This is a genomic window from Micromonospora sp. C81 (assembly GCF_018070425.1).
GTDB classification, from domain to species: Bacteria; Actinomycetota; Actinomycetes; order Mycobacteriales; family Micromonosporaceae; genus Micromonospora; species Micromonospora zamorensis.
On record NZ_JAGPXS010000002.1, the window covers coordinates 477,063 to 491,274 of the forward strand.

Below are 14,212 nucleotides of genomic sequence, written 5' to 3' on the forward strand. Positions count from 1 at the left end.
GCTCTGGTCGCGTTCGCCGGAGCCGGGACGATCAACCGAGGCACGCGAACCGGGCGCCGCCTCCGGGGCACCGACACCGCGCGCTGCCTCCGAGGCACGGGCACCGCGCGCTGCCTCCGAGGCGCGGATACCGCGCGCTGTTTCCGTGGTGAGCGCTCCGCGCTCGATGAGCAGGGTGACGAGCTCGGCCAGGTAGAAGGGGTTGCCCTGAGCGGTGGCGAGCAGCCGGTCCGTGTCGGCCTGCGGCAGCTTGCCGCCGCTGAGGTAACTGGTGAGCAGCCGCGCCGCGTCGGCACCGCGCAGTGGAGGCAGGGAGTGCACCTCGGCGTCCGCGACCCGGGTCAGCGCGCCGGCCGTACGCACCAGCTCCGGCCGACCGAGCAGCAGCACCAGCACCGGGCCGGTGAGCCGGGACAGGGTCAGCCCGAGGGCACTGATCGTCTCGGGGGTGGCGTCGTGCAGGTCGTCCACCACGATCACCAGTGGCGCTTCCGAGGCGAGCCCGCTGAGCAGGTTGGCGACCGCGTTCGGCACCGTCTCGGCATCCGCGGCCGGGACGCTCGACCCGCCCCACTCGCCCGAGTCGGTGCCGCCGTGGGCCGGGAGTTCGCCGTAGCCGAGCAGGGCGAGCAGTTGCTCGACGGCGATCGGGGTGGTCTCGCCGCCGGAGCGGGCGAGCCGCTGCCCGAGCCGTCGCAACCTCTCGTCCACCGCCGGTCGGGTCAGTGCGGTGGAGGCGTCACTGGGCAGGCCGACGGCGGCACGCACCAGGTCGGCCAGCGGCGCGAGCCGACGTCGCTCACCGAAGGCGGCACACCGCACCGACAGCACCCGGGCGCCCGTGTGCGCCGCGTACCGGCCAGCGCCCACGTCGTACCCGGCGGCGAGGCGCTCGACCTCCGCGGCGAACCGGGACTTGCCGATGCCCGCCTCGGCGGTCATCAGCAGCACCCGCGGGTCACCCTGGTCGATCACCTCGGCGAGCCGGCCGGCGACCCGGCCGATCTCCGTCTCCCGGCCGACGTACGGCGCTTCGTCGCCCAGCCCCGAGCGGGTGCCCGGTGCGTCCAGCAGGCCCAGCAGCTCGTACGCCTCGACCGGCTCACGCTTGCCCTTGAGCCGCAGCGGGCGCAGCGCCCGCCAGGACGACACGTGTCGGGTGGCGGCGGCGGTGCGGCCGCCGGCGTAGACCGCGCCGACCGCTGCGGCGTCGGCCAGCCGGGCGGCCGTGTTCACCGTGTCGCCGATGACCGTGTATTCGATGGCGGCCTGGATGCCGGCGATGACGTCGCCGGTGTTCAACCCGACGCGCAGCCCGAGCGGCGCGCCGCCGCCCCGCTCGTCGTCGAGCACCCGGCGGACGGCCCGCTGCATGGACAGGGCGGCCCGGACGGCGCGTTCGGCGTCGTCCTCGTGCGCCACCGGGGCGCCGAAGACGGCCATGATCCCGTCGCCGGTCAGCTTGTCGACGTGCCCGCCGAAGGTCTTCACCGCACCGGCGAGCGCGGCGAGCACCCGGTCGGTGACCGCACCGACCCGTTCCGGGTCGAGGTCCTCCGACCAGGAGGTGAACTCGGAGAGGTCGCCGAAGAGCACGGTGACCACCCGGCGCTCGGCTGCCGGCAACGTGGCGGCGGCCGGCAGCGCGGCACCGCAGTTGTGGCAGAACCGCGCGCCGGGAACGGCGACGGTTCCACACACGGGGCAGGTCACATGTGCTCCAACCCACTGACCCCCGGCGCAGATTCCCCGATGCCGACACCCAGATACTCAAGCTGCGCACGGACCGACCACTCGGCCGCCCACCAGAGCGAGCGGTCCACGTCCGCGTAGACCGCCGCCACCACGTCGGCGGGCGTGCGGGCGCCGGCCGCGACCGCCGCGCGGACCTGGTCGAGCCGGGCGCGACGGTGCGCGAGGTAGAAGTCGGCGGCGGCGGCGCAGTCGGCCAGCGCCGGGCCGTGCCCGGGCAACGCCGGGATCCCCCGGTACGCGGACAGCAGCTCCAGGCTGGTCAGGTAGTCACCGAGGTGCCCGTCCGGATGGGCGACCACGGTGGTGCCCCGGCCGAGAATGGTGTCGCCGGTGAACACCACCCGCTCGCCACCGTGCCCGACCAGGAAGCAGACCGAGTCGGCGGTGTGCCCTGGAGTGCCCAGCAGGCTGATCTCCAGGCCGAAACCGCCGAGGCGTTCGCCCGGTTCGGTCAGTGGCTCGCCGCCGATGGTGTGCGCCGGGTCGACGGCGAGGACGTGCACGCCGCCGAGCAGTTCGCTCAACCGGGCGGAGCCCTCGGTGTGGTCGGGGTGGCCGTGGGTGATCAGGACCAGCCCGATCGGGCCCTGCTCGGCGATCCGGGTCAGGTGTCCCTCGTCCGCCGGCCCCGGGTCGACCACGACGGCGTGCTCGGCCGACGGGGCGCGCAGAACCCAGGTGTTGGTGCCGTCGAGGGTCATCGGCCCCGGGTTCGGTGCACGCAGCAGTGTCACCCAGGTCGGCAGCTCGTCGGCCAGCGCCGCAGGTGGTGCCGTCACGTGCCCGCTCATGGCTGCGATGGTACGACCCCGCCCGCAACACCCCACGATCTTGCCCACCGAACCCGGAGGAAGGGCCCCGTCGACGCCTGGTGGCGAGGAAGGGGCCCCTCCTGAGCGCGGATCGCGGGGGTGCTGGTGACGCGTCAGGCGACCTCGACGATGAGCTCGATCTCCACCGGGGCGTCGAGGGGCAGTTCGGCCACTCCAACCGCGCTGCGGGCGTGGCGGCCAGCCTCGCCGAAGACGGTCCCGAAGAGGTCGGAGGCACCGTTGATCACCGCCGGCTGACCGGTGAAGCCGGGCGCGGAGGCCACGAAACCCGTCACCTTGACGACCTTGACGACGTTCTCCAGGCCGACGAGCGAGTCGACAGCGGCCAGCGCGTTGAGCGCGCACCGCTGGGCCAGATCCTTCGCCTGCTCGGCGGAGATCCCGGCGCCGACCTTGCCGGTCGCGAGCAGTTTGCCCTCGGCGATCGGCAGTTGGCCGGAGACGTACACGTGCTGCCCGGACTGCACGGCCGGCACGTAACTGGCCACCGGTGGCACGACCTCGGGCAGTTCGAACCCCAGCTCGGCGAGTTTCGCGTGCGGACCGTTGCTCACGCCTTGGGCCGCTTCAGGTAGGCGACCAGCTGGTCCGGATTGGGCCCGGGGATCACGGCGACGAGCTCCCACCCGTCCTCGCCCCAGTTGTCGAGGATCTGCTTGGTCGCGTGGACCAGCAGCGGGACCGTGGAGTATTCCCACTTCTGCATCGCTGAAGGGCTCCCTCTCGGTGCGGAATTGTTCGAGGGACAGCCTACGGTCCGCTGGCGGGGCGAGGTGCGGGACGCTGCTCCGGAGCGGCCGGCAGCTCCCCGCAGAGTCCTTCGTGCTCGTATCCCTGGGGGCAGCGGGAGCGGTCGGGCAGCAGCAGGTCACAGAACACCCGGTGCCGGTTGTTCTGGTCGTCGGCGTTGGACACGGTGGTCTCGCCGGCGTCCAGCTCGGGCAGGAAGCCCAGGGACACCGCGACCCGGCCGGCCAGTACGGTCGCCGCGGCCAGACTCGGCACCCGGATCGGCAGGTGGATGACGAAGCCCGGCTCGTCGTCGTCGCGGGCCCGCTCGGCGGGGCGGCCCGGCGCCCGAGCCGCCTCCGTCTGCTCCGGCATCCGGCGGTACGACCGTTCGTTGACCGGCTGGCTGCCGACGGGCCCGCCGGTCTCGACCACGGACCCGGGCCGGCGCGGCCGGTCGTTGGTCGGGAACTGGGTGCGAGGGATGTTGTCCGCGTCGCGCATGCACTGCCTCCGGTCGTACCTCTCGGATCATGCTTCCGGTCCGAACCCATTCGTCCGTTCCGGCCCCCGCACCGGGACGAAGGTAGGTCGGTGGCCGCAGTCCCGCCAATAGGACGCGCACAACGGCCACCAACAGTCACATATGCGACAGATCGACAGTCGGAGGATGGACTGCCAAACCGAGCGCGGCTCATCACCTACCGAACCGACGGCCCGCGCGGCATGGCAGGGGCGACGCCGATCCGCTCATCGACCGCTACCCTTCCGGTCGGACGGTCGCGCTGCGCCCGGACGCCCGCTCGATCACGCTCGGCGCCAGGGGTGGCGGCGGGCGCCGCACCCCCGGGGGAAAGACCATGACCCAACCGCCCAGCGGCGACCAGGCCGGCCCACCCGCTCACCCGCCGGCCCACCCGGATCCCGCCGGTCAGCCCGGCTCTCCGAGCATTCCTGCCCAGCCAGCCCCCGCCGCACCGGCCGGGCGGCTCGCCCTCCCCGCGTCCCCGGCCCAGCCGGCGCTCCCCGCTGGGCCGGCCGCTCCCTCCCAACCGGCCTTCCCCAGCCAGTCGAGTGGTGCTGAGGGTGCCGGGCAGCCGGAGGGGCCGGGTGGCTCCACGTCGACCGCGGCACCGACCCAGCCGGGCAGCCCGGAGATCCCGCCACCGCCGTCGGGGTACCCGCCCTACCAGGGCACGGCCGCGCCGAAGAAGAAGCGCGGCCTGCTGATCGCGGCGATCGCACTGGTCGTGATCATGGTGCTCTGCGTGGGCGGCGGCGTTGTGGCGTTCCTGACCCTGCGCAATGCCGAGACCGGCGAGGGCGCGAAGGAGCCTGCGATCGCCGTCGACGAGTTCCTCACCGCGGTCTACAAGGATCGCGACGCCTCCAAGGCTGCCGATCGGGTCTGTGCCGCCTCCCGTGACGACGAGAAGATCGCCGCGAAGGTCGCCGAGGTGCAGAAGTACGCCTCAGCGCACCAGAATCCGCGTTTCCGGTGGACCACCCCGAAGGTGGACAACCAGACCGGGGACCGGGCCACCGTCTCCACCCGGATCACCATGACCACCTCCGACGAGAAGGTGGCCGACCAGGACCTGCGCTTCACTGTGGTGCAGAAGACGGGTTGGTGGGTCTGCGAGGTCGCGTGACCGTCGGGCCTGGATAGGCTCGACGGGTGTGTGCAGCTGAGCGGCCGATCGAGCCGGCCGGTACCGGATGGTCCGCCCGCCTTCATGTGGTGACCGGCAAGGGGGGCACCGGCAAGACCAGCGTCGCGGCGGCCCTGGCCCTCGCGCTCGCCGCCGGCGGCCGGCGCACCCTGCTGGTCGAGGTCGAGGGGCGGCAGGGCATCGCCCAGCTGTTCGGCATCGACCCGCTGCCCTACGAGGAGCGGCACCTCGCCGACGCGCCGGACGGCGGCGAGGTACGCGCTCTCGCGGTGGACGCCGAGGAGGCGCTGCTCGAGTACCTCGACATGTTCTACAAGCTGGGCGCGGCGGGCCGGGCGCTGCGCAAGCTCGGTGCCATCGACTTCGCCACCACCATCGCGCCGGGGCTGCGGGACGTGCTGCTCACCGGCAAGGTGAAGGAGGCCACCACCCGCACCTCCGGGCAGCGGCGGGTGTACGACGCGGTGGTGCTGGACGCCCCGCCGACCGGGCGGATCGGTCGCTTCCTCAACGTCACGGCCGAGACCGCCCGGCTGGCCAAGGTGGGCCCGATCAAGACCCAGAGCGAGGGGGTCGCCGCGCTGCTGCGCTCCCCGATGACCGCTGTGCACGTGGTCACGTTGCTGGAGGAGATGCCGGTGCAGGAGACGGTGGACGCGATCGCCGACGTGACCTCGCTCGGCTTCGGCATCGGGAAGGTGATCGTCAACGGCGCCCGGCCCCCGCTGCCCGCCGGCCGGGCGATCACCGCTGCGGAGCTGCGGCGTGGGCTGGTCGCCGCCGGCCTGCCGGCCGATCGGGACACCGTGGCCGGTTTGCACGACGAGGCCCGGGACCAGGTCATCCGTCGCGAACTGGAAGATTCGCTCCGCGCCGAGCTGGTGGAGTTGGGGCTGCCGATGGTCGAGCTGCCGTTGCTGCCCGACGGGGTGGACCGTGCGGGCCTCACGACACTGGCCCGGGCCCTCGTCAGCGCCGATTGACTCACACCTGAGCTCAGCACCGGCGCATGGACCGACGCGGCCCGATACGCTCGATTGGTGCCTTCCGAAGACGCGGCGCCGCAGCTGGACGTCGACCAGATCCTCGCCGACCCCGGCGTGCGGATCGTCGTGTGTTGCGGTGCCGGCGGAGTGGGAAAGACGACCACCGCTGCGGCGCTGGCCCTGCGGGCCGCCGAGCACCACGGCCGACGCACTGTGGTGCTCACCATCGACCCGGCCCGCCGGCTGGCCCAGTCGCTGGGCCTGACCGAGCTGGACAACACCCCTCGCCAGGTCAAGGGCATCGACGTCGAGAGCAGCGGCGGCGAGTTGCACGCCATGATGCTGGACATGAAGCGCACCTTCGACGACGTGGTGCTGCAGCACACCGATCCGGCGAAGGCCGCGGAGATCTTCGCGAACCCGTTCTACCAGGCGATGAGCTCGACCTTCGCCGGCACGCAGGAATACATGGCGATGGAGAAGCTGGGCCAGCTGCACGCCCGGGGCGAATGGGACCTGATCGTGGTGGACACGCCGCCGTCCCGCTCGGCACTGGATTTCCTGGACGCGCCGGCCCGACTCTCCCGCTTCCTCGACGGCCGGATGCTGCGACTGCTGCTGGCTCCGGCCCGCAGCGGCGGACGGAGCATGTTCAGCCTGGTCACGGCCTCGTTCGGGATGTTCTCGAAGGTGGTGCAGAAGGTGCTCGGCGCACAGCTGCTCACCGACCTGTCCGGCTTCGTGGCCGCACTGGACTCGATGTTCGGTGGTTTCCGGCAGCGCGCCGAGCAGACGTACCGCATCCTCCAGGCCGGGGAGACGGCCTTCCTGCTGGTCGCGGCGCCTGAGCCGGACGCGGTCCGGGAGGCCGCCTACTTCGCGGGCCGTCTGCGGGACGAGCGGATGCCGCTCGCCGGCCTGGTGCTCAACCGGGTGCACCGACCGGCGGTGCCGGAGCTGGATGCCGAGCAGAGCCGGCTCGCCGCCGAGCGGCTGACCGAGCTGGGTGGGCACGAGGCCACCGCCGACGTGCTGCGGGCGCACGCGGCGCTGGCTCGTCAGGCGGTACGCGAGCAGCAGGTCGCCGCGCGGTTCACCGAGGCGTTTCCGGCGGTGCCGGCGGTGTCGGTGACGGCACAGCCCGCCGACGTGCACGACGTCGACGGGCTGCGAACGATCGGCGCGGCGATCAGCCGGCCGTGACCGGCGTCAGGTGGCCGCGCTGACGAGGATCTTGTCCTTGCCGGCCTTGTCCTTGCTGTTCTTCTTCATCGCTGCCTCGAACATCTTGCGCCAGCTCGTCACCTGCGGGTGACGACGCAACAGCGCCCGCCGTTCGCGTTCGGTCATGCCACCCCACACACCGAACTCGATCCGGTTGTCCAGCGCGTCGGCCAGGCACTCGTACCGAACTGGGCAGCTCCGGCAGATCCGCTTCGCCACGTTCTGTTCGGCGCCTTGTACGAACAACGCGTCCGGGTCCCCGTTCTGACATGCCGCCAGCGACGGCCAGTCAGTGATCATGCCCATGTGTACACGTCCCCCCTTGCAGTACCTACCGACCTCGTCGATGCACGTCAGCCGGCAATTCCCCCCGATCGCCCGGCCTGCCTTCCCCAAGGCGGCGCGGACGACATGTGGCGCTGTCGCCGCCCCCATCATGCTCTGTAGTCACCCGATTACGCAACGTTGTCGGCGAAATCCATCATTCCGGACACTCCCGGCTTCCCGGGCCTTCAACCGCCGGTTACCCCGCCGAGGTCAGCGATAACGCCGCGCCGCCTCCCTGAATTGGAGGAGACTCACGCCAGGTCACACGCAACCAAGCACGGGGGGTCGTGCGTTTAGCACAACGAGGGCAGCGCACGCAGGAAATGGGGAAAGAACGCCCCAGCGCACCTCGTTCCCTACTCGCGTACCCTGCTGAGGTGACCTGGATGCGGAAACGTGACCACAATGTGCTGACCAACGCCGCATCGCTACTCGTGTGTGGCCTGTTGGCCGGCGTGGTGGTCGCTGCGGCGGCCTTCCCCGCGGTGGCGATGTCCGGCTTGGCCGCGAAGGCGGGCGCCGAGACATTCGGCAACCTGCCCACGGAGCTGACGGTGGCCCGAGCGCCGCAGATCAGCTACCTGCTGGCCTCGGACGGCAAGACACCGCTCGCAACGATGTACGACGAGAACCGGCGCGACGTGAAGCTCGCCGACATCTCTCCCTACATGCAGAAGGCCATCATCGCGGCCGAGGACCACGACTTCTACAAGCACAACGGCGTCGACATCAACGGTGTCGCACGCGCGTTCGTCAACAACCAGGCCGAGGGCTCCGGCCGGCAGGGCGCCTCGACGCTGACCATGCAGTACGTCCGGCTGGCCATCGCCTACTCGGCCACCCACCCGGCCGACGTGGTCGCGGCGACCGAGGACACCAGCGCCCGCAAGCTCCGCGAGATGCGGCTGGCCCTCCAGGTCGACAAGGAATTCTCCAAGGACGAGATCCTCACCCGCTACCTCAACCTCGCCTCGTTCGGCAACGGCGCGTACGGCATCTTCGCCGCCAGCCAGGTCTACTTCGGTAAGCCGCCGAGCAAGCTCAAGATCGAGGAAGCGGCACTGCTGGCCGGCATGGTCAAGGCCCCGACGACGAACGACCCGACCACCAAGGCCGGCTACCCGCTCGCTCTGGACCGCCGTGACTACGTCATCGACAACATGGTCGAGATCCAGGCCATCACCCAGCAGGAGGCCGACGCGGCCAAGGCCGTCAAGCTGGTGGTGAAGGAAAAGCGCACGCCGAACGGCTGCGTCGCCGCCAACGTCAACGAGTGGGGCTTCTTCTGCGACTACTTCTACCGCTGGTGGATGCAGCAGGAGACGTTCGGTTCGACCTCGTACGACCGGGAGCGGCGGCTGAAGAGCGGCGGCTACACCGTCGTGACGTCGATCGACGTCCAGGCGCAGCGCGGCGCGGACAAGGCGGTCCGCAAGGCCAAGAGCGTGAACAGCAAGGAAGCCGCCATGGTCGCGGTGGTCGAGCCCGGCACCGGCCGGGTCCGGGCGCTCGCGGTGAACCGGCAGTTCAAGCTGGACGACCCGAAGAACCCGAAGAACAAGATCTCCAGCGATCCCGCGAAGAGCAAGAAGAAGATCCGGGGCAACTACCCGGCGACGGTCAACCCCCTGCTCACCGGTGGCGACGGCATCACCGGTTATCAGGCAGGCTCGACCTTCAAGATGTTCACGATCGTGGCGGCGTTGGAAAAGGGCATCCCGCTCAGCTACCCGATCAACGCGCAGAAGCAGTTCAAATCGGAATACATCATCCAGCCGGGCCCCGCAGCCTGCCCAGGCACCAACTTCTACTGCCCCACCAACTCGACCGAGAGCATGGCCGGCCCACACAACATGTGGACCGCGTTCGGCCGCTCGGTGAACACCTACTTCGTGCCACTGCAGCAGCAGGTCGGCGCGGAGAACGTGGTCAAGGCCGCCAAGCGGCTGGGCATCAACTTCCGGTCCCAGGAGGACCTGGATCTGGAGAAGGGTGCGCACCAGTGGGGCGCGTTCACCCTGGGCGTCTCGCAGACCACCCCGCTGGATCTGGCCAACGCCTACGCCACCCTGGCCGCGGACGGCACGTACTGCGAACCGATCCCGGTGCAGGAGATCCGCGACCCGGAGGGCAACAAGCTCGACATCGCCAACCCGCGCTGCGAGAAGCGGTTCAGCACCGACGTGGCCCGCGCCGCGGTGGACGCGGCCCGATGCCCGGTCGGTGACAAGTCGTCGTCCTCCCGGTGCGCGGGAGCCACTGCCGGCAACGTCCGCAACGACGTCGGTTACCCGGTGGCCGGCAAGTCCGGCACCACCGACTCGGAGAAGACCGCCGCACTGGTCGCGATGACCAAGCAGTACGCGGTGGCAGGCATCATGGCCGACCCGGACTGGCCGCAGACCAACGTGAAGATGAAGCACGGTGAGAAGGACGGCATCAACCCGCCGGTCTGGGAGACGCTGCGGGACGCCATGAAGGGCAAGAAGGCGATCCAGTTCGAGCCGCCGGGCCAGAAGATCTCCGAGGGTGACCAGCGCAGCATCCCGAGCGTGAGCTGCATCCCGCTGGATCAGGCGAAATCCCGGATCAAGGGTGCCGGCTTCGAGCCGGTGGTCTCCGATGCCAAGGTCAAGTCTTCCTGTCCTCCGGGCACCGCCCACGGCACCAGCCCGGACGGGCGCACCATCAAGGGTGGCATCGTCACCATCCAGGTCAGCAACGGTGGTGGCGGCACCACGCCGGGCAACACCGGTGGTCCCGGTGGCCCCGGGCAGCCTGGCAACCCGCCCGGTCGACCCGGTGGCGGCGGTCGTCCCGGCGGCTGAGCCGACGAGCAGGACACAACGGGCGGGCACCCTTCTCGGGTGCCCGCCCGTTCGTCTGTCCGGTCGACCAGCTAGCGGCGCCGATCCCGAGGGCCGCAGTCGCGGTGCCGCCGATGGGTCAGAGGCCCAGCTGTCGGCGTACCTCGGAAGCCACCCGGCCGCCCTCGGCCTGGCCCGCCACCGCGGCCTGGGCCGCCTTCATGGCCGGGCCCATCTGGGCCTTGCCGGTGAAGCCGCCCGCGGCGAGCGCCCCCGACACCAGCTCGGCCAGCTCGGCGTCCGAGAGCTGCTTGGGCAGGTAGCGGTCCAGCACCTCACCCTCGGCCGACTCCTTCGCGGCCTGCTCGGCGCGGCCGGCGTCGGCGAACGCGGTGGCTGCCTCCCGGCGCTTCTTGGCTTCTTTGGTCAACACGGCGAGCACCTCGTCATCGGTGAGCTCGCGCTTGGCCTTGCCGGCGACCTCCGCGGTGCCGACGGCGGCCAGGGCCATCCGCAGCGTGGAGGTGGTCAGCTCGTCGCGCGCCTTGAGCGCGGAACGCATGTCGGCAGTGAGGCGGTCCTTCAGCGTGCTCATGGACGGTCAAACTACCCTGAACGCCATGCGAAAGCGCACACTATTCCGGCTTGCCGCCGGAACCGCCACGGTCGGCGCGGCCACCCTCGCGTACGCGTCGCTCATCGAGCGCAACATGTTCACCCTGCGGCGGTACGACGTGCCGGTGCTGCCGGCCGACGCGGAGCCGCTGCGTGTGCTGCACCTGTCGGACCTGCACATGATGCCCGACCAGGCGCGCAAGCAGCGCTGGGTGGCGTCGCTGGCCGCCCTGGACCCCGACCTGGTGGTGGTGACCGGCGACAACATGGCGCACCCGGACGCGGTGCCCGGGGTGCTGCGCGCCCTACAGCCGCTGCTGGACTATCCGGGGGCGTTCGTGTTCGGCTCCAACGACTACACCGGGCCGGTCCTGAAGAACCCGTTCACCTACTTCCTGCCCGACCGTGAATACACCGAGGGCGTCGAGCTGCCCTACGAGGAGCTGCGTCAGGTGTTCACCGGCGCCGGCTGGGCGGACCTCAACAACGTCCGGACCACGTTGAAGGCCGGCGGTCGGCAGCTCGACCTGGTCGGCGTGGACGACCCCCACATCGACCGGGACGACTACCCCTCCGTGGCTGGCGCTGTCTCGTCGTCGGCCGATCTGTCCATCGCGCTGACGCACTCCCCGGAGCCACGGGTGCTCGACCAGATGGCGGCGGACGGCTTCGGGCTGATGCTGGCCGGGCACACCCACGGCGGTCAGGTCTGCGTACCGGGCTTCGGTGCGCTTGTCACCAACTGCGGCCTGCCCCGCTCGATGGCGCGAGGTCTGCACCGCTGGCCGGGCTCGGACTCCTGGCTGCACGTCTCCGCCGGCCTCGGCACCCACCCCACCGCCCCGATCCGCTTCGCCTGCCCCCCGGAGGCCAGCATCCTCACCCTCATCCCCCGCTGACCCGCCCACACCTGCGCCCCGCACAGGCGGCGCAGGCCTCAAGATCCGCGCACACCCCTGCGCCCCGCGCACACCCCTGCGCCCCGCGCGGGCCTCAAGATCCGCGCAACATCAGGGATGTTGCTGCCTCACGCCGCGCCGAGGCAGCAACATCGGGGAAGTTGCGCGGATCTTGGCTCTCTCCGGGGTCCGGGCAGCGGGGGTACCGAGTTTGACCATCGGGGCGGGTGGGCTACTATTTGTCGGCACGCCTCGGGGTGTGGCGCAGCTTGGTAGCGCGCTTCGTTCGGGACGAAGAGGTCGTCGGTTCGAATCCGGCCACCCCGACCAGGTCAGAGGGCACATCCGATCCATGGATGTGCCCTCTAGTGCTTCCTGGGGTCCAACTGCGGCCGGATCGAGGCCAGCCAGGGTTGCGACCCGGCGGAAGGCCCGGCGGACGGTGGCCGCATCGGGGGCAGTGCCGACAGTCGAGGGAAGATCAGCCCGAGCTTGACGTTTGGCCTAGGAGCCGTCGCCCGCGCTCTTCCAACCGTCCCGCTCGGGTAACTCGGCGAGAAGCCGCTCGTACTCGGCCTGGCTACCGATCGTTGCCCGGTGTTCGGGGTGAGCGACGTAGTGCCCGATCACAGCAGCGAGAAATTCCGCGTCGACGTTGTCGGTGCGCATGGCCTTCCGGCTCCACGGAATACCGCGTCGCCGCACCAGCTGGGGTTCCGCGATCGCCATCCGGAGCCGCGAGGGGCGGTCGACACCTGGGGGGATCTGAGCGGCCGGTAGGGCCTCCCACGGCACAGTGAGTGAGCCGAGAGCCCAACGCTGCCGCATCCCGTAAGGATGGAGCTGCACCCCGTAACCCCGCCACGCCTCAACCAGCAACAGCGCGACCAGCAAAAACCAGGGAATATTGACATCACGTCGAACGTCGACGCAATGCCTGCCCTGGTCGAACGCACCACCGCGCCGATGCTGGCCGATGCAGGCGCGAGGAAGCCCAGGGCAATGAGCACCTTCCACGCCGGAGCGGGTGTGGCGAAGGCCGGAACCTGCGGCTGCACCACAAGGTAGACCGGACGGATCCCCATGACGATGAGCGCCAGGACCAGGACCGCCAAGGTAAGGAAGAGCAGCGGGAAGAACAGACGCTGCCCCAGGGTAGGCACGAAGCCGACGGCCGCGACGTTCACACCCGCCACCAGTAGACCAAGCATCAAGACACCGTGCCTGTGACGCACCATGGCATCCGAAACCTTGCCGATCATGCCCGTGACCATACGAGCCGGCGGTTGCAGGACTGGCTAGCCGATCGGTCGACGCTGAACAACGAAGCGTCGATCATGTCAAGCATCCTGTCCCGCAAAGTTTCTGCGCGCCTTCAATGCGGCCCGGGACGGGCCCGCACCCGGTCGCGGTCCGTGAGGGGTTGCGCAGGGCCACCCCGCCAGCGTCGACGCGGGCAAGCCGAGCAGACCGCCACCCGGGCCGCCAGCGTCCGAACGTGCGTCAAGGCCGTCTTGACGTGGGGGACCGGGGTGGCGGCCCGCTCCCCAGGAGGGCGGGTCGGCGGCAGGCGGGATGGCAAGCAAGGCGACAGCGGTGACGATCTCAGTAGGATGCGCACATGTCTCGGCCAGTGATCTTCGATCTCTTCCATACCCTGGTTCACGGTGCCGATGACGAGCGTGACCGGGTAGTTGGCGAGATGGCGCTCGTGGTCGGGGTGGCACCGTCCGCGCTGATCGCTGCGTACCACGCCACCTGGCGTGACCGGCTGGTCCGGTGGGACGTGGAGGAGACTGTCCGCATTCTCGCCGGACGCCTTGGTGGCACGCCAACCGACGCACAGGTGACACGGGCCGGTGGACATCGGCGAGCCCTCGCGCGCCGGGTGCTGGGCACTGTCTCGACCGCCACCCTCGACGTGCTTGACGCGCTGCGCGACGACGGGCATCCGCTGGCCCTTATCAGCAACGCCACCTCGGAGACCGCCGAGGCGTGGCCGCAGGGCCCGCTTGCCCGCTGCTTCGACGTCGCGGTCTTCTCCTGCGAAGTCGGGCTGGCCAAGCCCGACCCGGCGATCTACCGCATCGCCGCTGAGCGGTTGGGCGTCGCGCCGGCAGAGTGCGTCTTCGTCGGTGACGGCGCAGACGGCGAACTGGCCGGCGCGGCAGCGGTCGGTATGACCGTGCTTCGTACCACTGAGCACAACGACACCGACCCGAGCTGGGGCGGACGTGCGTTCGCCACCCTTGGCGAACTGCCCGCCCTGCTGTGTGAGTCGGCCGGTCTAAGTTCCTCTTCAACGTCTGACGGTCGGGTTGGGTGACCAACTGGGTGACGACGGACGAAGAGGTCGAGGTGCGG

Annotated in this window: 13 protein-coding genes, 1 tRNA gene and 2 pseudogenes; 8 read left to right on the top strand and 8 right to left on the bottom strand. The window is 70.5% G+C overall.

Annotated elements, in window-relative coordinates; all coding sequences use genetic code 11:
* Positions 1–144 precede the first annotated feature (144 nt).
* The 5 genes and pseudogenes from KBX46_RS33255 to KBX46_RS05780 all read right to left on the bottom strand — a co-directional run.
* Positions 145–1,713, bottom strand: a pseudogene (locus tag KBX46_RS33255) (adenylate/guanylate cyclase domain-containing protein); the annotation flags it as partial.
* Complete coding sequence (locus KBX46_RS05765; protein ID WP_210791358.1) at positions 1,710–2,546, bottom strand: MBL fold metallo-hydrolase; 837 nt, start codon at positions 2,544–2,546, stop codon at positions 1,710–1,712. The pseudogene KBX46_RS33255 and the gene KBX46_RS05765, both read right to left, overlap by 4 nt.
* Positions 2,547–2,680: 134 nt before the next feature.
* Positions 2,681–3,142 (bottom strand): RidA family protein, encoded by a 462-nt coding sequence (locus KBX46_RS05770; RefSeq protein WP_088950573.1) that lies wholly within the window; start codon positions 3,140–3,142, stop codon positions 2,681–2,683.
* Positions 3,139–3,294, bottom strand: coding sequence for a DUF4177 domain-containing protein (locus KBX46_RS05775; RefSeq protein WP_088950574.1), 156 nt, complete (start codon positions 3,292–3,294; stop codon positions 3,139–3,141). The genes KBX46_RS05770 and KBX46_RS05775 overlap by 4 nt, the downstream gene beginning before the upstream one ends.
* A gap of 44 nt (positions 3,295–3,338) precedes the next feature.
* Positions 3,339–3,821 carry a hypothetical protein gene (locus tag KBX46_RS05780; RefSeq protein ID WP_141911644.1) on the bottom strand — a complete coding sequence of 161 codons (483 nt, stop codon included), beginning with the start codon at positions 3,819–3,821 and terminating at the stop codon, positions 3,339–3,341.
* A 560-nt stretch (positions 3,822–4,381) separates the two neighbouring features.
* On the opposite strand from KBX46_RS05780, the pseudogene KBX46_RS33090 reads away from it, so the two are divergent.
* The 3 genes and pseudogenes from KBX46_RS33090 to KBX46_RS05795 form a co-directional block, all read left to right on the top strand.
* Positions 4,382–4,969, top strand: a pseudogene (locus tag KBX46_RS33090) (hypothetical protein); the annotation flags it as partial.
* Between the two features lie 26 nt (positions 4,970–4,995).
* On the top strand, positions 4,996–5,973 hold the full coding sequence (locus KBX46_RS05790) for an ArsA-related P-loop ATPase (RefSeq protein WP_141911645.1): 978 nt from the start codon (positions 4,996–4,998) through the stop codon (positions 5,971–5,973).
* Between the two features lie 54 nt (positions 5,974–6,027).
* Positions 6,028–7,179 carry an ArsA-related P-loop ATPase gene (locus KBX46_RS05795; protein WP_172862126.1) on the top strand — a complete coding sequence of 384 codons (1,152 nt, stop codon included), beginning with the start codon at positions 6,028–6,030 and terminating at the stop codon, positions 7,177–7,179.
* 6 nt (positions 7,180–7,185) lie between these two features.
* On the opposite strand, the gene KBX46_RS05800 is transcribed toward KBX46_RS05795, so the two are convergent.
* Complete coding sequence (locus tag KBX46_RS05800) at positions 7,186–7,506, bottom strand: WhiB family transcriptional regulator (RefSeq protein WP_007466209.1); 321 nt, start codon at positions 7,504–7,506, stop codon at positions 7,186–7,188.
* A gap of 407 nt (positions 7,507–7,913) precedes the next feature.
* Here KBX46_RS05800 and KBX46_RS05805 point away from each other — a divergent pair, with 407 nt between their 5' ends.
* Positions 7,914–10,355: a transglycosylase domain-containing protein gene (locus KBX46_RS05805; RefSeq protein ID WP_210791362.1), complete on the top strand. Its 2,442-nt coding sequence runs from the start codon at positions 7,914–7,916 to the stop codon at positions 10,353–10,355.
* Positions 10,356–10,473: 118 nt separating this feature from the next.
* Here KBX46_RS05805 and KBX46_RS05810 read toward each other — a convergent pair whose 3' ends face one another.
* The gene (locus KBX46_RS05810) at positions 10,474–10,929 is read right to left on the bottom strand and encodes a GatB/YqeY domain-containing protein (RefSeq protein WP_088950579.1); all 456 of its coding nucleotides are present in this window, start codon (positions 10,927–10,929) and stop codon (positions 10,474–10,476) included.
* Positions 10,930–10,954: 25 nt separating this feature from the next.
* Between KBX46_RS05810 and KBX46_RS05815 the strand changes: the two genes are divergently transcribed.
* Together KBX46_RS05815 and KBX46_RS05820 are read left to right on the top strand one after the other, a co-directional pair.
* Positions 10,955–11,848, top strand: a complete 894-nt coding sequence (locus tag KBX46_RS05815; protein WP_141911651.1) for a metallophosphoesterase — start codon at positions 10,955–10,957, stop codon at positions 11,846–11,848.
* A 253-nt stretch (positions 11,849–12,101) separates the two neighbouring features.
* Positions 12,102–12,178: transfer RNA gene (locus KBX46_RS05820), tRNA-Pro, on the top strand.
* A gap of 174 nt (positions 12,179–12,352) precedes the next feature.
* Here KBX46_RS05820 and KBX46_RS05825 read toward each other — a convergent pair.
* A complete protein-coding gene (locus KBX46_RS05825) occupies positions 12,353–12,517 on the bottom strand; it encodes a hypothetical protein (protein ID WP_210791363.1) in 165 nt (54 codons plus the stop codon).
* Positions 12,518–12,685: 168 nt separating this feature from the next.
* Here KBX46_RS05825 and KBX46_RS05830 point away from each other — a divergent pair, with 168 nt between their 5' ends.
* Positions 12,686–12,916 (top strand): hypothetical protein, encoded by a 231-nt coding sequence (locus tag KBX46_RS05830; RefSeq protein WP_210791365.1) that lies wholly within the window; start codon positions 12,686–12,688, stop codon positions 12,914–12,916.
* 553 nt (positions 12,917–13,469) lie between these two features.
* Positions 13,470–14,174: an HAD family hydrolase gene (locus tag KBX46_RS05835; RefSeq protein WP_210791367.1), complete on the top strand. Its 705-nt coding sequence runs from the start codon at positions 13,470–13,472 to the stop codon at positions 14,172–14,174.
* Positions 14,175–14,212: the final 38 nt, after the last annotated feature.